The sequence below is a fragment of the Paenibacillus ilasis genome (assembly GCF_043195395.1).
GTDB classification, from domain to species: Bacteria; Bacillota; Bacilli; order Paenibacillales; family Paenibacillaceae; genus Paenibacillus_AQ; species Paenibacillus_AQ lautus.
The window spans coordinates 4,409,904-4,429,342 of record NZ_JBHDJG010000001.1 but is presented as its reverse complement, the minus strand read 5'-3'; the positions used below and the strand labels follow the sequence as shown (position 1 = coordinate 4,429,342).

18 protein-coding genes are annotated in these 19,439 nt (G+C 51.4%); 15 read left to right on the top strand and 3 right to left on the bottom strand.

From position 1 onward, the window contains the following. Positions 1–20 precede the first annotated feature (20 nt). From ACETK5_RS20020 to ACETK5_RS19995, 6 genes are all read left to right on the top strand, one after another. Complete coding sequence (locus tag ACETK5_RS20020; RefSeq protein ID WP_100535766.1) at positions 21–527, top strand: type 1 glutamine amidotransferase domain-containing protein; 507 nt, start codon at positions 21–23, stop codon at positions 525–527. A gap of 83 nt (positions 528–610) precedes the next feature. Beyond that, positions 611–1,066 carry a hypothetical protein gene (locus ACETK5_RS20015; RefSeq protein WP_326114830.1) on the top strand — a complete coding sequence of 152 codons (456 nt, stop codon included), beginning with the start codon at positions 611–613 and terminating at the stop codon, positions 1,064–1,066. An 808-nt stretch (positions 1,067–1,874) separates the two neighbouring features. Further along, positions 1,875–3,128, top strand: a complete 1,254-nt coding sequence (gene hisS / locus ACETK5_RS20010; RefSeq protein ID WP_100535768.1) for a histidine--tRNA ligase — start codon at positions 1,875–1,877, stop codon at positions 3,126–3,128. A gap of 46 nt (positions 3,129–3,174) precedes the next feature. Next, positions 3,175–4,950, top strand: a complete 1,776-nt coding sequence (aspS, locus tag ACETK5_RS20005; RefSeq protein WP_100535769.1) for an aspartate--tRNA ligase — start codon at positions 3,175–3,177, stop codon at positions 4,948–4,950. Between the two features lie 38 nt (positions 4,951–4,988). Then, entirely contained in the window at positions 4,989–5,744 is a 756-nt protein-coding gene (locus ACETK5_RS20000; protein ID WP_100535770.1) for a tRNA threonylcarbamoyladenosine dehydratase, read from the top strand. Positions 5,745–6,053: 309 nt separating this feature from the next. Further along, a complete protein-coding gene (locus ACETK5_RS19995) occupies positions 6,054–8,231 on the top strand; it encodes a HelD family protein (RefSeq protein WP_100535771.1) in 2,178 nt (725 codons plus the stop codon). 122 nt (positions 8,232–8,353) lie between these two features. Here the strand turns inward: ACETK5_RS19995 and ACETK5_RS19990 are convergent, their stop codons facing one another. Beyond that, positions 8,354–8,482: a hypothetical protein gene (locus ACETK5_RS19990; RefSeq protein WP_272868173.1), complete on the bottom strand. Its 129-nt coding sequence runs from the start codon at positions 8,480–8,482 to the stop codon at positions 8,354–8,356. Between the two features lie 41 nt (positions 8,483–8,523). Further along, positions 8,524–8,805, bottom strand: coding sequence for a hypothetical protein (locus tag ACETK5_RS19985; RefSeq protein WP_100535772.1), 282 nt, complete (start codon positions 8,803–8,805; stop codon positions 8,524–8,526). A gap of 239 nt (positions 8,806–9,044) precedes the next feature. Between ACETK5_RS19985 and ACETK5_RS19980 the strand changes: the two genes are divergently transcribed. The 4 genes from ACETK5_RS19980 (at position 9,045) to nrdG (ending at position 13,908) form a co-directional block, all read left to right on the top strand. Beyond that, the gene (locus tag ACETK5_RS19980) at positions 9,045–10,352 is read left to right on the top strand and encodes a replication-associated recombination protein A (RefSeq protein WP_100539272.1); all 1,308 of its coding nucleotides are present in this window, start codon (positions 9,045–9,047) and stop codon (positions 10,350–10,352) included. Positions 10,353–10,402: 50 nt separating this feature from the next. Continuing rightward, the gene (locus ACETK5_RS19975; protein ID WP_100535773.1) at positions 10,403–10,939 is read left to right on the top strand and encodes a PCYCGC motif-containing (lipo)protein; all 537 of its coding nucleotides are present in this window, start codon (positions 10,403–10,405) and stop codon (positions 10,937–10,939) included. Between the two features lie 234 nt (positions 10,940–11,173). Next, positions 11,174–13,408, top strand: a complete 2,235-nt coding sequence (locus ACETK5_RS19970) for an anaerobic ribonucleoside triphosphate reductase (protein WP_100535774.1) — start codon at positions 11,174–11,176, stop codon at positions 13,406–13,408. Then, on the top strand, positions 13,405–13,908 hold the full coding sequence (gene nrdG, locus ACETK5_RS19965; RefSeq protein WP_394057272.1) for an anaerobic ribonucleoside-triphosphate reductase activating protein: 504 nt from the start codon (positions 13,405–13,407) through the stop codon (positions 13,906–13,908). The genes ACETK5_RS19970 and nrdG overlap by 4 nt, the downstream gene beginning before the upstream one ends. Before the next feature lie 74 nt (positions 13,909–13,982). Here nrdG and mnmA read toward each other — a convergent pair whose 3' ends face one another. Further along, positions 13,983–15,092 carry a tRNA 2-thiouridine(34) synthase MnmA gene (mnmA, locus tag ACETK5_RS19960; protein ID WP_326093786.1) on the bottom strand — a complete coding sequence of 370 codons (1,110 nt, stop codon included), beginning with the start codon at positions 15,090–15,092 and terminating at the stop codon, positions 13,983–13,985. Positions 15,093–15,391: 299 nt separating this feature from the next. On the opposite strand from mnmA, the gene cymR reads away from it, so the two are divergent. From cymR to ACETK5_RS19935, 5 genes are all read left to right on the top strand, one after another. Next, positions 15,392–15,811, top strand: a complete 420-nt coding sequence (gene cymR / locus ACETK5_RS19955; RefSeq protein WP_071222772.1) for a cysteine metabolism transcriptional regulator CymR — start codon at positions 15,392–15,394, stop codon at positions 15,809–15,811. A 14-nt stretch (positions 15,812–15,825) separates the two neighbouring features. Then, the gene (locus ACETK5_RS19950) at positions 15,826–16,971 is read left to right on the top strand and encodes a cysteine desulfurase family protein (protein WP_394057269.1); all 1,146 of its coding nucleotides are present in this window, start codon (positions 15,826–15,828) and stop codon (positions 16,969–16,971) included. 139 nt (positions 16,972–17,110) lie between these two features. Further along, positions 17,111–17,632, top strand: coding sequence for a PRC-barrel domain-containing protein (locus ACETK5_RS19945; protein ID WP_009592754.1), 522 nt, complete (start codon positions 17,111–17,113; stop codon positions 17,630–17,632). 11 nt (positions 17,633–17,643) lie between these two features. Next, positions 17,644–17,853 carry a hypothetical protein gene (locus tag ACETK5_RS19940; protein ID WP_100535777.1) on the top strand — a complete coding sequence of 70 codons (210 nt, stop codon included), beginning with the start codon at positions 17,644–17,646 and terminating at the stop codon, positions 17,851–17,853. Positions 17,854–18,010: 157 nt separating this feature from the next. Next, positions 18,011–19,078 carry an AI-2E family transporter gene (locus ACETK5_RS19935; RefSeq protein WP_100535778.1) on the top strand — a complete coding sequence of 356 codons (1,068 nt, stop codon included), beginning with the start codon at positions 18,011–18,013 and terminating at the stop codon, positions 19,076–19,078. Positions 19,079–19,439 lie beyond the last annotated feature (361 nt).

Here is a 19,439-nt window from a genome sequence, read left to right as displayed (position 1 = left end):
CATGAAAGGAGACATGCCAGATGAGTAAAGTTGCATTTCTACTAGCTGACCAATTCGAAGATTCCGAGATGAAAACTCCTTATGATGCCGTGAAGGAAGCGGGGCATCAAGCTGATATTATTGGATTGAAGCAAGGACAAGAGGTAAAGGGTAAACAAGGCAAGGCATCGTATACAACGGATAAAGCCATAGCCGACGTCAATATAAACGATTATGATGCGGTGGTTATTCCAGGCGGCTCTTCTCCGGAAAATTTGCGTCTGGATTCCCATATATTGCAGTTTGTTGCATCAGCGGACAAGGCAGGCAAACCGATTGCCTCGATATGCCACGGGCCGCAAATTCTGGCAAGTGCCGACCTGCTGAAGGGACGAACGATTACTTCCTATCCTCCGCTTCAAGATGACATGGTAAATGCCGGCGCAAACTTTAAGGATGAGGAAGTCGTCGTGGACCGCAACTTCATTACTTCCCGGACGCCGAAAGACGAGCCAGCCTTCGTGCGCGAGCTGTTAAAGGCACTGTAAGTGGATAGCAGCTGCAAGCTGCAATGGTTGTCCATGTTATACCGGTCTTTCAAACAAGTGGGTTGAAAAAAGGAGGAATGGACATGTCTAGACAAATTCAAGCTTATTTCAGAACGGAAGACGACGCGGAAGGCGCAAGGACAAAGCTGTTAACGTACAACACGGAGCAGCTGGAGGTGGGACAGCTTCAGGATCCGGTTCGAGGTGGAGGGAATATCCTCGTGCCGCTGGTGCCATGGGGTAATTCCGGCACGGGTGGAGCGACCGCAGGGGCTACAACGATGGGGGCTCCCGGCGGAGTCGTCGGGGCTCCCGGGGTTATCGTGGGCTCCCGGGATGCCAATGCCAGCCGCGATATAGCGCAAGATCGGCCGCACGGCGATGACACGCTGGGCGACACATGGCGCGAAGCGGACGTGACCGACCGGGACTATGATGATCTGAGATATACGCTGTCCGTTAAGGTAAGGGACGAGGATTACGATCAGATTGTGCATGATTTGCGGGCGAATAACGCTTATGTGGAGCGATTTGATTAATTAGCGAAGAAGCCGGCAGCGTTATCCCCTTATTGAAGATAAAAGATATTCATTCTCGTGGGGCCGCGTATCCCTGGGAACGAAAAAGGGCTGTTCCGCTGCTGGAGCAGCCCTTTCATGGTTTTAATAGTAAAAGCGCTTTCTCGCTTGTAACATAACTGTAATGTTTGTTCAATGTTCCTTTAATATTCCCTGTTTATAATAACAGCATGACCCCCTTTTTTATATAATATATGTTTTGGACCTACAACGTGGTTTGTAGGTTTTTTTCTTTTTTCGGGGAAATTCAACAAAGTTTCTTGACTTTAGTGTGGCAGTTCATTAGAATCTAAAAATATAATGTTTTGGGTATACTATATTTATGAATAACAGATTTCATGACGGGAACAAGTACTCCATCCCCACAAGACCAGAGAAGAATCCCTTTGGCTGTAAGGATTCGCTTGATGAGTGGACGAATGACCTCCCCGAGAACAGACGGCGAAGCAAGCACCGGTTACCCGGTGGGATAGACAGTAGCCGAACTGCGCGGCCGGGCGTTAAACGGATGAAGCGGATGGTTGAACGCACTGTAGGGTGTGTCAACGCCGGAATGTGGGTGGTACCACGGGTGATTATATGATATCTCTCGTCCCTGTTGTCTTAGAACAACGGGGCGGGAGATTTTTTAGTTTTCACGACGTATTGCGAAATGACTCCCTAGGAGTTTTTCCATAGTTAGTTCTAAGTTAGTTCTAAGTGATGAACCAGATCAAGGTAAGGGACATGTTCAAAAGGTGAAGATGTCATAGGACGTGGAGGGATGAAGATGGCAAACGAGAAATTCGAGAAACCAACAGGCACGCAGGACATCCTGCCAGGTGCCGTCGAGAAATGGCAGTTTATCGAGGAGAAGGCACGCGATTTGTGCCGGAGATACAACTATCGCGAAATCCGCACACCGATCTTTGAACAGACCGAGTTGTTCGAACGCGGGGTGGGCGAAACCACCGACATCGTAGAGAAGGAAATGTATACGTTCAAGGATAAAGGGGATCGCAGCATGACCCTTCGTCCAGAAGGAACAGCAGGCGTCGTCCGGGCTTACGTGCAAAACAAGCTGTATGGGGAGCCTGACGTCACGAAGCTGTATTACATGGGTCCCATGTTCCGCTACGAGCGTCCACAGGCTGGACGTTACCGTCAGTTCCATCAGTTCGGCGTCGAGGTGTTCGGGACGGCAGATCCGGCTATCGATGCCGAGGTGATTGCGCTGGGATACAGCTTCTACAAGGAGCTTGGGCTGAATGGGGTAAAAGCAGAGATTAACTCTGTTGGGACGCCTGAGGTACGGGCGGCTTACCGCAGTGCGCTGCTTGCTTTCCTGGAACCGATGAAAGAGAACCTATGCTCGGATTGCCAATCGCGCATGGAACGCAACCCGCTGCGCGTGTTGGATTGCAAGAAGGACCAAGGGAAGTTCGGTGATGCGCCTTCGATCCTGGACAGCCTGGACGAGGAATGCAGCACGCACTTTGAAAAAGTGAAAGGGTATCTGGACGCTATGGGCATCGAGTATGAGATCAATCCAAGACTTGTTCGGGGATTGGACTATTATACGCATACCGCATTTGAATTCAAGGCCCAGGGCATCGGCGCGATTGATACGGTAGGCGGCGGCGGACGGTTCAACGGACTGGTCGATCAGATTGGCGGACCGGATCAGCCTGGCATCGGGTTCGGGATTGGTCTTGAGCGAATCCAATTGATTCTGGAGCATCAAGGGGTCAATCTGTCGGCCGCCAAACCGCTGGATGTCTATCTGGTGGCGCTGGGTGAAGCTGCCGAGCAGGAAGTGGCAAAATTGATCTACGAACTGCGGAGCAAAGGGGTAGCTGCTGAACGCGATTACCTCGGCCGGAAAATGAAAGCCCAGATGAAATCCGCCGACCGTTTGCAAGCTCGTTATACCGCCATTTTGGGTGAAGACGAACTGGCACGAGGAGAAATTGCCCTCAAGTCGATGGAGACCGGCGAGCAGCGTACGGTGAGATTGGATCGTCTGGTTCAAGAATTGGTTTAATCGTCGCATGAAGCGACTTCATTATATTAAAGGGGAATGATAAACGATGAAAAGGACGCATCATTGCGGTCACCTGACAACCGCGAACATTGGAGAAACTGTAACACTGAACGGCTGGGTACAGACCCGCCGCGACTTGGGCGGCGTGCTGTTCATCGATCTTCGCGATCGCAGCGGCATCATGCAAATCGTATTTAACCCGGATTTCTCCGGCGAGGCTTTGGCCGTCGCTGATAAGGTCCGCAGCGAATTCGTGGTGGCCGTATCCGGTAAAGTCGTAAAACGTGATCCTGAAACGTTCAACCCGAACCTGCCGACTGGCGAAATCGAAGTCCAAGTGACAAGCATTGAAGTGCTGAATGCAGCCAAAACACCTCCGTTCTTTATCGAAGACGGCGTGGAGGTGGATGAGCAGCTTCGCTTGAAATATCGCTATCTCGACCTGCGCCGTCCAGAGATGCAAAAAACGCTGATGCTGCGCTCCAAAGCATCGAAAATATTCCGCGACTTCCTCGATGACGAAGGCTTTGTGGATGTGGAAACGCCAATTCTGACCAAGAGCTCGCCGGAAGGCGCACGCGACTATCTCGTACCGAGCCGCGTACACGCAGGTGAATTCTTTGCCCTTCCACAATCTCCGCAAATTTACAAGCAGCTCCTTATGGTGAGCGGGCTTGAGCGTTACTACCAAATCGCACGCTGCTTCCGTGATGAAGACTTGCGTGCTGACCGTCAGCCTGAGTTTACCCAGGTCGACATCGAGACGTCCTTCATGGAACGCGACGATCTCCTTAACATGATGGAGCAGCTGATGGTGAAGTTGTTCAAGGAAACCATCGGCGTTGAACTTGCAACGCCATTCCAGCGTATCAGTTATGCCGATGCGATGGGCAAATACGGCTCCGACAAGCCGGATCTTCGCTTCGGTTTGGAATTGATCGAAATGAACGATATCGTTGCAAGCAGCGGCGTTAAAGTATTCTCTTCCGTCATTGAAAAAGGCGGCGAAGTGAAGTGCTTGAACGCTAAAGGCTGCGGGACTTGGACACGTAAGGAAATTGACGATCTGGGGCCATACGCAGCCCGTTACGGAGCGAAGGGTCTTGCCTGGATTCAAGTGAAAGAAGGCGAATTTAAGGGGCCTATCGTGAAATTCTTCAGCGAACAGGAAATTGAAGCGGTAAGAGAACGTACGGGTGCCGAAGACGGCGACTTGCTGTTGTTCTCCGCAGACAATAAAAAAGTGGTTGCCGATGTCCTAGGCGCGCTCCGCTTGAAAATCGGACGTCAGCTTGGCCTGATCAACGACAACGAATACAAGTTTGCTTGGGTGCTGGACTTCCCGCTGTTCAGTTATGATGAAGAAGCGAAACGCTATGTGGCCGAGCATCATCCGTTCACCCGTCCAAAAGACGAAGATCTGGAATTGATGGATACGGATCCGCTTGCCGTACGCGCAGAAGCATATGACATCGTTCTGAATGGATACGAAGTAGGCGGCGGTTCCATGCGGATTTACAAACGCGAGATCCAAGAGAAAATGTTTGCGGCTCTTGGTATGTCGCCGGAAGTGGCGCACGACAAATTCGGCTATCTTATGGACGCCTTTGAGTACGGCACTCCTCCGCACGGCGGAATCGCCTTCGGGTTGGACCGTTTGGTGATGCTGCTTGCCGGACGCACCAACCTGCGTGAAACGATTGCGTTCCCGAAAACGGCAAGCGCAACGGATCTGTTGATGGACGCTCCTTCCCAGGTGGACGGAGGACAACTGGAGCAGCTGCATATCAAACTCGCCAAGAAGCCGGGCGACGAGAAATAATAAGCCTGTTGTTCTTGAAAAAGGAGGTTGCTTGAATTATGCTGCACCAATTTTCCCGTACGGAATTAGCCATAGGGCCTGAAGGCCTTGAAGTCATGAAGAACAGCACCGTGGCGGTGCTCGGTATCGGCGGCGTGGGCGCCATTGCGGTGGAGGCCCTCGCCCGTACCGGGGTCGGCCGTATCATTCTGATCGACAAAGACGTGGTGGATATCACCAACATCAATCGGCAGATACATGCGTTAACGACCACGGTAGGTCAGAAGAAAGCGGATCTGATGGTGGATCGGGTTAAACTGATCAATCCGGAATGTGAAGCGATTGCCCTGAACATGTTCTACACTGAAGAAACGTATGAAGAGTTGTTTAAATTCGAACTGGATTATGTGATTGATGCATCGGATACGATTATTTATAAAGTGCACCTGATCAAGGAATGCCTGCGGCGCGGTATTCCGATCATCTCCAGCATGGGGGCAGCCAACAAAATGGACCCCACGAAGTTCCAGGTAGCCGACATCTCCAAAACCTCCATGGACCCGATTGCCCGTATTGTACGCACCAAGCTGCGCAAAGATGGCATCAAGAAAGGGGTCAAGGTCGTATTCTCTCTAGAGGAGCCGATGAAACCCCGCCAGGACGTTACGGAGAAGATCGTACCCGAGAATGCCCCTGAAATCCGGAAGGCGAAGCAGCCGCCGGCAAGCAATGCCTTCGTTCCGCCCGTGGCCGGACTTATTATGGTCAGCGTGACGGTGAAAGAACTGCTCGAAAAAGGCGGCGTCTCGTTGTAACAGGCATCTAGACAAACTCAAACTCGGATCGAGAAAACGATAGACAAACGGAAGGCAGGGAGAAACAGCCTTTCGGCAAAGGTTAGCGTGGTTAATAAAACGCAGTGTCCCAAGCAAGGGACGCTGCGTTTTTTTATGGTCATTGACGAAACGATTATGATGGCAAGCCGGCACCATGGGATTCCGATGACAGAGCTTTGCTAGTATATCCGGGCCAGGTGTGCTACAATGGAACTCCTTTTTGTGTCACGGCCCTTAAAGCCAGACTTTCGATGCGAAAAAAATATGTTTCTTAGGAGGTAACTGAAAGTGTCAGAATCTTTTCAAAGTGCCTATCAAGAAGAAGAGTCAAGGCTAAACGAGGTTATCGTTGAAATTGACCGTCAGCTTGAACGTTTGCGCGGGATTCCGGTATACACGGGCCATGATTTTACGGAGCAGGTGCTCGAAGCGGGGCGTGAAGAGAAACGGCAGGCCCTCGCCAAAAGTTTGCCGGAGCCTTACTTCGGGAGGCTGGATTTTCAGGAGAGCGGTACGGGAGCAAAGAAACCGCTCTACATCGGGAAGATCGGCTTCGATAAGGAAGATGCCGGGGATCACCCGATGGTGATTGATTGGCGAGCGCCGGTTGCGAGTCTTTTTTATTCGTTTACCGGCGGTACCGACCCGGCTTCGTTCGAAGCACCCGAAGGAATCATCGAGGGGCTGGTGTATTTAAAACGCAACGTCGTGATCCGAAAGCAAATTTTGGAACGGGTATCGGATACGTACAATCGGGAAAGCGGCGGGCCTGCGGTATCCGATGAGTTCTTGGTTTACCGTCTCGGGGAGAACAAGGATAACCGGCTGCGGGACATCGTGTCCACGATTCAGGCCGAGCAGGACAAAATCATCCGGGCAGCCAAAAACACCGCCCTCATCATCCAAGGGGTGGCGGGAAGCGGAAAAACGACGGTGGCACTGCATCGGCTGGCTTATTTGCTCTATCAGTACAAAGAGCAGGTAACCGCGGAGAAAATGATCATATTCGCGCCCAACCTGATGTTTCTGGATTACATATCCGACGTGCTGCCGGAGCTCGGAGTCGGTGATATACAGCAGCGGACCTTTGGCGATTGGGCAGCGGAGCTGCTCGATATTCAGCTCGCTTCGGACGATCATACCCACACGCTTCATCAATGGTTCGAGACGGAGCCGGGTCAGGGGACACCGGATATTGACGATAATGTCAGCGGGCGCTATAAAGGCTCATTGAGACTGATGGAGATCATCCGGCGCTGCGTGGTGGCTATCGAATCCGAAGCTCTCCCGGACGGGGACTTCTCTCCATGGGAGGGGGCCGTTCTGAAACAGGAGACGATCGCGGAATGGTTCTACCAGGAATATAAACCATACCCATTAGCAAAACGGAAGGAACGGCTGCTGGCCAGATTGCACCGCTGGGTCGAGATGGAACTGAAGAAATCGCCATCAGCGGTCTTGATGAAAGAACGAAAGAAAAAAGCGGCTCAACGAGAAAAGGCTTATGCAAACCGATGGCCTAAATTTGAGCCGGTCTCACTATATAAACAATTGTTTGGGGCGGTTAAGGCAACCGGATCGTGGTTTGAAGAGCTATCCGCTCTGATTCCGCCCGAGGTGCTCGCCGCAACGCGTAAAGATTTGAAGAAGAACGTGGTCCGCGAAGAGGATTTGCCTGCCTTGCTGTATTTCCACTGTTTATTGAATGATATTACCGGAGAGCAGCGTTTTGACCATATCGTTATTGATGAGGCTCAGGATTTCTCGCCATTCCAGGTGGCTGTGCTGGACCTGTTCGTCAGAGGACATTCCTTCACTATATTAGGTGATTTGTCGCAGGGCATTCATGCCTATCGCGGCGTTCATGCGTGGGAAGAGATGAGCTCCCTGTTCAAGGAAGAGGAGACAGCCTATTTTGCCTTGACACGCAGTTATCGCTCCACGATGGAGATTATCGAATTTGCGAACGGCATTTTGGAGAAGGGGGTTAGCAGTGATCTGCTCGCCGTACCCGTATTCCGAAGCGGCGATGCCGTTCGCTTGATTCCTTATGATTCGGCGAAATCCAGAACGAGAGATTTGGAACGGGCGATGGAGGCACTCATCGCTAAGGAATATCGGACGGTCGCTATACTCACTCGGACCTTGCGAGAAGCGCAAGAGCTGCATGAGGGGTTAAGTTCGAAATGGCCGGAGCTGAACCTGATTGATGGCAGCAAAGGAACGTATCAGGGCGGTTATTCCGTGCTTCCTGTTTATTTGTCCAAGGGGCTTGAGTTCGATGCGGTTGTGGTGGCGGATGCAGATCAGGCGCATTACGCGGAGAAAGCTTGGGATGCCAAGCTGATGTATGTGGGATGTACGCGGGCACTGCATGAGCTGTGGCTGCTGCATGGGGAGCCGCTGCCTTCGTATATCATGACGGAGACCTCAGAAATTACGGCCAGCGGCTGGCCTGCGGAGTAAGGTGAGATGGTGTTACTAACGAAGTAACGTTAAGCGTGAAGAGGAAAGAACGGAAAATGTCCCGTGGGGTGGTACATGTCGGCATGTGCTTGTCTCTGCGGGTCATTTTGTTGTGCTTGTGCCTAACCAAGCATTTGGTAGGAAGAGCCCAGATTTTCGATAAACCGGATCAAAGTCCATACAGCGAGGATGGAACCTGCAGTTGCCAGGATGATGAAGAGTGTCATTTTTCGCATAGGCTTTCGTTTCAATTCAATAGCCTCCCTTCGTGCGTGGTATTCGAGTGATACGTTTATAATGAAACCTCGTCCTCTTCCTCATTTCGGATGCCCTGCTTATATTCATAGAGAATGATGGATGAACGAGTGAAGGCATAAAGGCCGACCAGGAACTGCAAGATGAGGATGGCATACAGCAGGTTAATCGCGAGTCTCTCATCGTCGAGGTATTCGGGCCCAAAGATCTCTTTTAATAGATTGTTATGGTTAACATGGGTATAGAGTCCAAGTAAACTGATCCCCATATTGATAGCCCCGTTTGATAAATTACGTTTGGACTTCTTGCGAGTTGTCATAGCCACTCTCCTTGGATAAGGATTCTCTATAGTCTCCTATAATATTGAACGCTCTGGAAAGATAAAAGTTGGTTATCATGTTAAACGAGCAGCGAATATCGATGGATTATTCGAATCACCAGATTGGATCTCATAGGCTAGCTACAGGCATAACGAAATCGAATATGGTATGATAGAGGCTGACGGATTTGATTGAAACCGGCTATCTTTGCATTGATATCAGACAAGGAAGTGTAGCAATGGATTTATTCAGTATCGGGCGTGAAGGGGACCGTGATTCCCGGCTGCTGGCCGATCGGATGCGCCCTTCGTCGCTGGATGAATATATAGGACAAGAACACATTATCGGTCCGGGCAAGCTGCTTAGACGGGCCATAGAGGCAGACCAGGTTTCTTCCATTTTATTGTACGGGCCGCCGGGATGCGGCAAAACAACGCTGGCCCATATTATCTCACAGCAAACGAAGGGGTACTTCGTTCGGCTGAATGCGGTGGAAGCCTCGGTTAAGGACGTGAGGGAAGTCATCGAGCAAGCCCAAAGCAACCGCAGCCTGTACGGCACCAAAACGATCCTGTTTCTGGATGAGGTTCACCGCTTTAACAGCTCAAGACAGGACGCGCTGCTGCCTGCCGTGGAGAACGGGACGATTATATTTATCGGCGCGACGACAGAGAACCCCTTTCATTACGTAAATGGGGCCTTGATGAGCCGTTCAACCTTGTTCCAGCTTGAGCCGCTGACTAAGAACCATTCCATGATCGCCATGTTGCGCGCGCTATCCGACCCAGATAAAGGTCTTGGCTTCATGGATCTCCAGGCCGATGAGGAAGCATTGGAGCATATTGCAACCATGGCGAACGGGGATATCCGGCGTGCACTGAATGCGCTTGAGCTGGCGGCGATGACGACCCCGCCTGATGCAGGCGGTACGGTTCATATTACGCTCGAAGTGGCCGAGGAATCGATCCGCAAGCCGCTCGTCAAGGCGGACGAGTCCACGCAGTATGACGTGCTATCCGCCTTTCATAAGAGCATTCGAGGTTCCAGCGATGCGGCCTTGTTCTGGTTCTTGTATGCGGTCGAAAAGCTGGGGATGGACCCGATGGTGTTCATCCGCCGTTTGATTGCTGCCAGCAGCGAGGATATCGGACTTGCCAATCCGCAAGCGATGGTGCAGGCGGTGAGTGCACTTGATGCCTACCGGAACAACGGGTGGCCGGAAGCCAAGCTTAACATTGCCCAGGCCATCCTGTTTGCGGTGGAGAGCCCGAAATCCGATGGCGTTGTGTCAGCCATATCCCGGGCGATGTCCGCCATGGATGAAGTGAAATCGGCAGAGGTTCCGCTTCATCTGCGTGATGCGCATTACTCGGGGGCGGTGAAGCTGGGACATGTCGGCTATAAGTATCCGCACGATTATCCGGGCCATTACGTCAAGCAGGAATATTTGCCGAAGGAGCTCTCCCGCCGGGTGTTCTATCAGGCGACGGAGCAGGGGAACGAAGCCAAGATCGCACATAATCAGCGATTACGACGCGAAGAATAGGGTCGTATTAACATGAATGGTAACTACGGCCGCGCAAATGGGGGAAATGAATGATGAAAACAGGGAAACAACGGTTTGCCATCCTGCTGCTGTCCGTCGGCATGGTGCTGAGCGGCTGCTCGGGAAAAAGCGCTTCGGAACAGGTCTCCAATGGACAGGCCGAGGCCGTGCATGAGCATGGGCATCAGACCCAGCTGTCCAATGGGGATATCCAGGAGGCGACGGCCTCGATAGACGAGCTGCCTGCCTTTTTGAAGAGCCAGACCAGCGAGCTCCAAACGATCTATGCATTATCCGCCCAGGTGAGTGATGTCCTGAAATATATTCCTTGTTATTGCGGCTGCGGGGACAGTGCCGGTCATGAGAGCAACCTGAACTGTTTTATTGATGAGATTCAGGAGGACGGCAGCGTGGTGTGGGACGATCATGGCACCCGCTGCGGGGTTTGCTTGGACATTGCCGTGGAATCTGCCAAAATGAGCAGCGAGGGCAAGAGTCTGATGGAGATTCGGATCGCAATCGACGAAAAATACAGCACAGGTTATGCTAAGCCGACACCAACCCCGATGCCGCCTGCCGAAAGTTAATCCTACTGCAGCTAAACCAAGAGGCACCCGATGTGATCGATATGATCGCTCGAGTGCCTTTTTGCTGTTGGGTATCAGGCCCTTCTTGGATGTTTTCAGGAATCGCCTGATCCGTTTCTCGGATTAATAAGCGTGATCTATCTCACAGCATTAAACTATATATGGATGTAAATTAATAAAATAAAACTATATATAGTATGTTGATGAGATGTAGACGAGGAGTTGATTATATTCATGAAAGTTATGAAGAGAGACGGATGCCTGGTGAATTTTGAGATAAGCCGGATCGTGGAGGCGGTGGATAAAGCATTTATTGCGGTTGAGGGTGCTTCCCGCAAGGAAGCCTCCTTGCGGATTGGGGATGAGGTTGCTCATGCCACCGCGGGTATGGAACAGGTGAGCGTGGAGGAAATTCAGGATATCGTTGTCGAGCATTTGCAAAGTACAGGATACGCAAAGGTGGCGTCAGCTTATCAACATTACAGGGAAACCCGTGATCTGGAGCGGATGCGGCGGGGAGAACTCTACAAGATCAGCAGGGATGTGATTGGGGTAACGAATCTGGATCTGCTCCGGGAGAATGCAAATCTGAACGGAGAATCCTTCAGTGGAAAAATGAGTCGGATCGGCTCCGAGTACGCCAAATGGATGGCAAGCAAATTCATCCTGCCTGGAGAACTCATGAGAGCGGTGAGGGATGGCTATGTGTACGTGCACGACCTGGACCAGTATGCACTCGGAACGACGAACTGCATTTTCATCCCATTTGACCGTCTATTGGCCAAGGGCTTCAATACCGGTAACGGATCGGTCAGGCCGCCGCAGAGCATCATGACCGCGATGGCGCTGGTGGCCATCATCTTTCAATCCCAGCAGAACAGTCAATTCGGCGGCGTGTCCGGAAATAAAATCGATTGGGATCTAGCGCCGTATGTCGGCAAATCGTTTCGTCGGCATTTCCGCAAAGGGCTTGCCTACTTCGGGGAAGCGGAGCATGGAGAGGATTGGTCATATGAACGAGCTCTTCAGGATAACGAAATATACATAGACAATGGGCTACTGAAGGACATGTACCCGACAATATATCACTACGCATATAACGAAACGGTAAATGAAGTAAAGCAGGCTGCGGAATCCCTGATCCATAATTTAAACACGATGAGCAGCCGGGCCGGCGGGCAAATTCCCTTTACATCGCTGAACTACGGCATGTGCACGTCAACCGAAGGTAGGCTGGTATCCCACGCTTTGCTGGATGCCACGATGAAAGGGCTCGGCGGCGGCGAGACGCCGATATTTCCGCAGCATATTTTTCAGTGCAAGCAAGGGGTTAACCAGGCGCAAGGGGAGCCCAATTACGATCTGTTCCTGAAAGCCGTTGAGTGCTCCAGCCGCAGGCTCTACCCGAATTTTGTCAATGTGGATGCGTCGTTTAATCTGGTCTACTATAACCCGGACGAGCCAGACACGATTATTGCCACCATGGGCTGCCGGACACGGACAATTTCAGACCGGTTCGGGCGAAACCGCCTGAGCGGCAAAGGCAACTTATCCTTTAATACGATCAATCTGGTTCGTCTCGGCATTGAGCATGGCATCATCGAAGGGAAACGGGATATGCCTGACCTGAATCTCTTCTATGAGCAGCTGGATCAGTATATGACCATTGCGGTAGAGGGTTTGATTCACCGTTACGAGCTGCAGGCCGACCAACCGGCCAAAGCGTCGGATTTTATGATGCGGGAAGGCGTGTGGGAAGGCGGCGAAACCCTGGCCCCGGAGGACAAGGTACGCGAACTGATTAAGCACGGTACCCTGGCGCTTGGATTTATCGGGCTGGCCGAATGCCTGAAGGCGTTGACCGGACTGCATCACGGAGAGGATGAGAACAGTCGCGTTCTGGGAATTGAGATCATCCGGCATATGCGCCAGTTTTGCGATGCAGCCAGTGAAAGATATAACCTGAACATCACGTTGTTTGCCACGCCGGCAGAAGGGTTGTCCGGAAAATTCACGAAGCTGGACCGGCAAACCTTCGGGGTGATCGAGGGTGTGACAGACCGCGAATATTATACGAACTCGTTTCATATTCCGGTGTACTATCCGATGGCCGCGTACCGCAAAATCCGTTCCGAAGCTCCTTTCCATGAGCTGTGTAATGCAGGAGCGATTTCGTATGTGGAGCTGGACGGCAACGCAAGGCAGAATACGGCTGCTTTTCAGGACATCGTGAAGTTTGCGCTGAAGCAGAACATTGGATATTTCTCTGTAAACCATCCCGTCGACCGTTGTCCGGCATGCAACTACGAAGGGATTATCGGAAGTGCTTGCCCTGGATGCGGCGCCTTGGAGGCGGATGGAAACTTCCAGCGGCTGCGGAGAGTGACGGGATACTTAACGGGCAATTATACCGAGCGCTTCAATTCGGCCAAGCAGGCTGAGGTCAGGGATCGGGTGAAGCATCTGTGAATGTGTGCGGATACATTCCCGAGAGCATCAATGAAGGTCCGGGACTTCGGGCAGTTCTATTCGTGAGCGGCTGCCGTCATGCGTGCGCCGGATGTTTTAATACAGATCCCTGGGACTTTGAAGCGGGGGAGCCGTTTACAGAAGAGTTGTCCGCGTCCATCCTGCAGGATATCATCGACAACCCCTTGCTGGATGGCGTGACCTTATGCGGTGGAGACCCGTTCTTCTCGCCGGAGGAATGCACGGTATTTGTACGCAAGCTCAGAACCCTCTGTCCCGGGAAAAGTGTATGGGCCTACACGGGCTTCACCTTTGAAGCGCTGCTGAGGCAGCCGAAGCTGCGCGAATTGGCGATGCAGTGCGATGTAATCGTGGATGGCAAATTCCAGCTGGAGTTAAGGGATGTCTCGCTTCCCTTTCGAGGCAGCTCCAATCAGCGTTTCATTGACGTAGCCGTCAGCCTAGAACGGGGAGAAACGGTAGAATATGTTCTTCGCTAGCAGGTAAAAAAAGAGCACACACTTTACGGATTCCTCCGTGTTAAGTGTGTGCTCTTTTCGTTCAGGCCAGCGGATTAATATGGAACTTTATCCGCCGTTTCGATCGTTCCTCCGCCAAGGCAGTCGTCCCCTTGGTAGAAGACAACGGCTTGTCCCGGCGTGATTGCTTTTTGCGGCTTCGCAAAAGCGACATGAACGGTTCCGTCTTCGCGCGGAGTTATCGTAACTTCCTGATCCGGCTGACGGTAGCGGAATTTCGCGGTGCAGGTGTAGGCGTCTTTGGGCATAGCGTCTTGTCCTGCAATCCAGTTGATTCCGGAGGCAACGAGTCCGGTTGAATACAAACTCGGATGATCGCCTTGAACAACGTACAGAATATTGTTAGTTAAATCTTTGTCGGCAACAAACCAAGGCTCTCCGGAGCCTGATCCGCCGATTCCGAGACCTTGGCGTTGTCCCAGCGTGTAGTACATCAAACCATCATGACGGCCCTTCACTTCGCCGGTGACAATGTCCACCATATCGCCGGATTGGGCGGGGAGGTATTGTCCAAGAAATTCTTTGAAATTCCGTTCGCCGATGAAGCAAACGCCGGTGCTGTCTTTTTTCTTGGCGGTGTACAGTCCGGCTTCCTCAGCGAGTCGGCGAACCTCCGGTTTCGGCAGATGCCCAATTGGGAACATCGCCTTGGAGAGCTGCTCTTGGCTCAGCGCATTGAGGAAGTAGGTTTGATCCTTGTTGCTGTCGACGCCGCGCAGTAACCGGTACTGTCCGTCTTCCTCGATGACGCGGGCGTAATGGCCGGTAGCCACGTAGTCGGCTCCCAGATCCATGGCCTTGTTCAGAAATTCGCCGAATTTGATTTCACGGTTGCACATGACATCGGGGTTCGGCGTTCTCCCGGCTTTATATTCATCGAGGAAATAGGAAAATACTTTATCAAAGTATTCCTTCTCGAAATTGACGGTATAGTAGGGAATGTCGAGCTGCTCGCACACGCGGCGCACGTCTTCAGCGTCCGCTTCAGCTGTGCAGTAGCCAAGCTCATCGGTATCATCCCAGTTTTTCATAAAGATGCCGATCACTTCATAGCCCTGCTGTTTGAGCAGGAGCGCTGTTACGGAGGAGTCGACTCCTCCCGACATGCCGACAACGATACGAGTGTTATGTTTTTCTTTTGACATCGTTATCACCATTTTCATATTGAATTGTGCCCATGGAGGTATTTTAACATATTGGAACAAGGTTCACACGTTTCATTTTGTCCACTCAGGGTGAACATTTTTCAGGTTTCCGATTGGAATATTACCCATTGAGGTTCAGGATATGTTACCATAAGCTGAGGGTAATGATCGGAATACGGAGAAAAACACAGGATAAGCCGCTTCACGTGTGGATTACGCCGTATTTGTCGCTCACCCGCCACCTACAATTCATGTACAGGATGGACATAATATACAAATTGCCGAAAGAGGTGTCACCTTTGAAGATATCAACAAAAGGAAGATACGGATTAACGATTATGATGGAGCTGGCCGCCAGGTTTGGGGAAGGGCCGACTTCGCTGAAGAGCATTGCTGAGAAGAACCAGCTGTCGGAACATTATCTTGAGCAGCTGATCGCACCGCTGCGGAATGCGGGTCTGGTCAAAAGCATCCGCGGCGCATACGGAGGATATATCCTTTCCCGTGATCCGGCATCCATAACGGCTGGAGATGTCATCCGCGTGCTGGAAGGACCGATATCCCCTGTGGATTTCACGGAAGAGGACGATCCGGCGAAGCGGGATCTATGGCTTCGTATCCGCGACAGCATCGCTGAAGTGCTGGATTCCACGACGCTGGACTATCTGATCAACTATCAGGAACAGTCTGCTGCAGACAACTATATGTTCTACATTTAAGGGTGACGACGGATATGAGATCAGTATATTTGGATCATGCCGCCTCAACCCCGGTACATCCGGAGGTTGCCGAGCGGATGATGAATGTGATGACAAGCCAATACGGCAATGCTTCAAGCGTTCACGCTTTTGGACGGGAAGCGAAGAAGATCGTGAACGGGGCGCGTGATCGAATTGCGTCCCTTTTAGGATGCCAATCGGACGAGCTGGTGTTCACCGCAGGCGGAACCGAGAGCGATAATCTGGCTATATTTGGATTGCTGGAATCGCTTGGCGTGAAGGGCAAGCATGTGATTACGTCGGCGGTTGAACACCATGCGGTGCTTCATACATGTCATGAGCTGGAACGGCGGGGCTGCGAGGTTACCTATGTCCCCGTCGACTCTACTGGGCGTGTCTCTGTGGAGGACATTGCGGGCGCGATTCAGGACAACACGGTGCTGGTCACCATCATGTATGGCAACAATGAAGTAGGCACCGTTCAGCCGATTTTCGAAATCGGCGAGCTCTGCCGCAGCCGGGACATCGTATTCCATACCGATGCTGTTCAGGCATTGGGATCGGAACCGATCAACTGCCGCGAGCTGCCGGTGGATATGTGGAGTTTTTCCGCCCACAAAATCAACGGGCCCCAAGGCGTCGGTGCCTTGGTTGTCCGCAGAGGACTCAGCGTATCTCCACGTCTGTTCGGAGGGCTGCAGGAGAAGAAACGTCGTGCCGGAACAGAGAATATGGCTGGAATCGCCGGTTTTACAGCAGCAGTGGAATGGACCGTTAAGAATATGGAAGCGCGGATCCAGCATTATCGTGAGCTGAGATCGACGCTGCTTGAAGGGCTTCGTCAGGAGATTGGCGAGGATGCTTTTGTGATCAACGGAAATTCGGAACATTACCTACCTCACATCCTAAATATCAGCTTTCCCGGTGCCAATACGGAGACGATGCTGATGAACCTCGATATGGAAGGAATTGCGGCGGCAAGCGGCTCGGCTTGTACGTCGGGATCTCTGGAAATATCCCATGTACTCCAAGCAATGAAACTTTCTGATCCTGTTTTGCGCTCCGCGATTCGTTTTAGTTTCGGTTTGGGTAATACTACTCAAGAAATGGAGTACACTGCCCAAAAAATTGGAACCATCCTTAATCGGTTACGTAAATAGATGTTAAGGGATTTCTCCTTCTAGGGAATAGGGGGTATGCGTTCGTCCATTTCATCCTTGGAAATGGCCCGTCAGGCTAACGAAATTTTGACCGGCGGCTGATTTCAAACCATGAAGGATGAGGAGGTGTCCACTGTATATGAAACTTCAAGAAATGATTGGACTGGCTGTATTCGACGTGGAGAACGGTAAGGAAATCGGCAAAATCCACGATTTTATACTAGATGAGAACTGGTTGATTACCGGGTTGGAGCTGGAAGGCAAGGCTTTGTTTTCCTCGCATGTGAAAAGCGTCTCATGGGAAGATATCGTAGCGTACGGGGAAGATGCCGTCATGATCCGGAGCCAAGAGGCTGTCCGCAAGCTGGGCGCCAATGATATACCGCTTACGTACCTTTTGGGCAAGCGCAAACTGAAAGAGATGCAGGTCTTGACAGAGGATGGTGTCCTGCTCGGGCGTATATCGGATGTTTATTTTGAGCAGGAACAGGGCAATACAATACTAGGGTTGGAAATATCCGATGGATTTGTCTCGGATTTGATCGAAGGTCGCAAATGGCTGCCTTGCACAGCGGAAATGGCTATCGGCGAAAGTGCCGTCATGGTACCTCCGATGAGCGAACAGCGTCTGGAAAAAGCCATTAATTCTGTGAACGGATAGGGTGAGGTAGGATGAAATGTCCAAACTGTAGTTCCAAAGATATCGGAAAAATCGGCTCCCACCAGTTTTATTGCTGGGGTTGCTTTATCGAATTGACAGTCAACGGAGAGAAAATGTCCGTATACCAGGTAGAAGAGGACGGCACACTCAGCTCGCTGGATGATTTGTTCTTCGGTGATGACATGCAGCCGGATTTCCCTCCTATGCACGCGTCTTCCTAAAGAACGCGTACATATTGTAAGATAACGACTCCTTGCTGAAGGCCTGTACGGCTGAAGCGCAGGAGTCTTTTTCATTTTGGCCGGCGGAAATGTTAGTTTATTTCTGGAAGCTTGTACATATACTACAGGGTAGCTTTCGAAAAAGGAGGGTGCCTGTGTGGAACAGCTGACCGAGAACAAATGGTTTCGATTGTTGGTATGGTTAATGCTTGGACTCATCTCTCTTTACTTTGTCTGGCTGCTGCGTCCGCTGTTTCTGGATGTCTATCGATTTCTCAAGGCTGTCCTGGCACCATTTCTGGTTGCCATGATCATATCTTATGTGTTGAATCCGGTTGTATGCATGCTCTCCGACCGCAAAGTTCCGCGGAGCATGGCGGTGCTGCTCATCTATGCCGTCTTTCTGACGTCGCTCGCCGTCATTCTAATTAACATGATTCCGATGCTGATCCGGCAACTGGAGGAACTCAACGAGCACCTGCCTGAATTAACGATGAATGCCCAAAGTCTGATGACCAATCTGGACAGCAGGCTCCTGCCTCCGGGAGTAAGGACAGGCGTCAACAGCTGGTTCTTGCAGATGGAATCGAGGTTGGCCGGGGGAATCTCGGATTTCATGGACAATATCGGCAACATGATTAATATTCTGTTTAACGTGTTAATTGTTCCTTTCTTGATCTTCTACATATTAAAAGATTTTGAGGTGTTCCAGCGAACCGCCGTATCCTATCTCCCGCGGAGCCGCCGGAAGTCGATTGTCACGCTGCTTAAAGAGATTGACATGGCCCTTGGAAATTATGTCCGGGGACAATTCCTGGTATGCTTAATCATCGGCGTACTGGCTTATGTGGGGTATATGATCGTGGGCATGCCGTACGCACTGCTGCTGGCAAGCATCGTGGCGGTGTTTAACATCATTCCGTATTTGGGTCCCTTTCTCGGGGCGGCTCCAGCAATTGTGATGGCATCCACGATTTCCTGGAAGATGGTGCTGCTGGTGGTGGTGGTTAATATGATCTGCCAGACGCTGGAAAGCAACATCATTTCACCCCAAGTGGTGGGGAAAAAGCTGCATATGCATCCGCTCCTGATCATTTTTGCACTCCTTGTCGGCGGTCAGCTCGCAGGAACCGTGGGCTTGATTTTGGCTGTTCCCGTCTTTGCCGTCATCAAAGTGCTGCTGCAGCATTTTTTCGCTTATTATGTCAGAAGGAAATCCGGCTGAGGGCTCCAGTCTGTAGTCGCAATGTTCATGCATTGACAGATAGTTTCACCCTATATATACTTGAAATGATAAACCTATAACCGTACAAATCGATGAGAAAATCGAGTAGGCTTTGCGTACCTTGCCCAGAGAACAGGTTCCTGCCCGGAGAATTTCCGGCTGGCTGCGAGAACCTGGAAGTGAACCTTAGCCGAATGCTAATTTTTGAGTGTGATTCAAATTCACCGGGTGGCTCCCGTTATCCAGCTGTTACGAGGCGATCGTCACATATGCTTTTCCAGGGGAACCCTGCTGGAGGATGAATGGACGATAACCAGGGTGGTACCGCGAGAACATCGTCCCTGAATTTAATTCAGGGGCG

Bases quoted from the DNA above. Each gene is read 5' to 3' on its own strand.
- ACETK5_RS20020 (WP_100535766.1), top strand. From the start codon at position 21: ATGAGTAAAGTTGCATTTCTACTAGCTGACCAATTCGAAGATTCCGAG.
- ACETK5_RS20015 (WP_326114830.1), top strand. From the start codon at position 611: ATGTCTAGACAAATTCAAGCTTATTTCAGAACGGAAGACGACGCGGAA.
- hisS (WP_100535768.1), top strand. From the start codon at position 1,875: ATGGCAAACGAGAAATTCGAGAAACCAACAGGCACGCAGGACATCCTG.
- aspS (WP_100535769.1), top strand. From the start codon at position 3,175: ATGAAAAGGACGCATCATTGCGGTCACCTGACAACCGCGAACATTGGA.
- ACETK5_RS20000 (WP_100535770.1), top strand. From the start codon at position 4,989: ATGCTGCACCAATTTTCCCGTACGGAATTAGCCATAGGGCCTGAAGGC.
- ACETK5_RS19985 (WP_100535772.1), bottom strand. From the start codon at position 8,805: ATGACAACTCGCAAGAAGTCCAAACGTAATTTATCAAACGGGGCTATC.
- ACETK5_RS19980 (WP_100539272.1), top strand. From the start codon at position 9,045: ATGGATTTATTCAGTATCGGGCGTGAAGGGGACCGTGATTCCCGGCTG.
- ACETK5_RS19975 (WP_100535773.1), top strand. From the start codon at position 10,403: ATGATGAAAACAGGGAAACAACGGTTTGCCATCCTGCTGCTGTCCGTC.
- ACETK5_RS19970 (WP_100535774.1), top strand. From the start codon at position 11,174: ATGAAAGTTATGAAGAGAGACGGATGCCTGGTGAATTTTGAGATAAGC.
- mnmA (WP_326093786.1), bottom strand. From the start codon at position 15,092: ATGTCAAAAGAAAAACATAACACTCGTATCGTTGTCGGCATGTCGGGA.
- ACETK5_RS19950 (WP_394057269.1), top strand. From the start codon at position 15,826: ATGAGATCAGTATATTTGGATCATGCCGCCTCAACCCCGGTACATCCG.
- ACETK5_RS19945 (WP_009592754.1), top strand. From the start codon at position 17,111: ATGAAACTTCAAGAAATGATTGGACTGGCTGTATTCGACGTGGAGAAC.
- ACETK5_RS19940 (WP_100535777.1), top strand. From the start codon at position 17,644: ATGAAATGTCCAAACTGTAGTTCCAAAGATATCGGAAAAATCGGCTCC.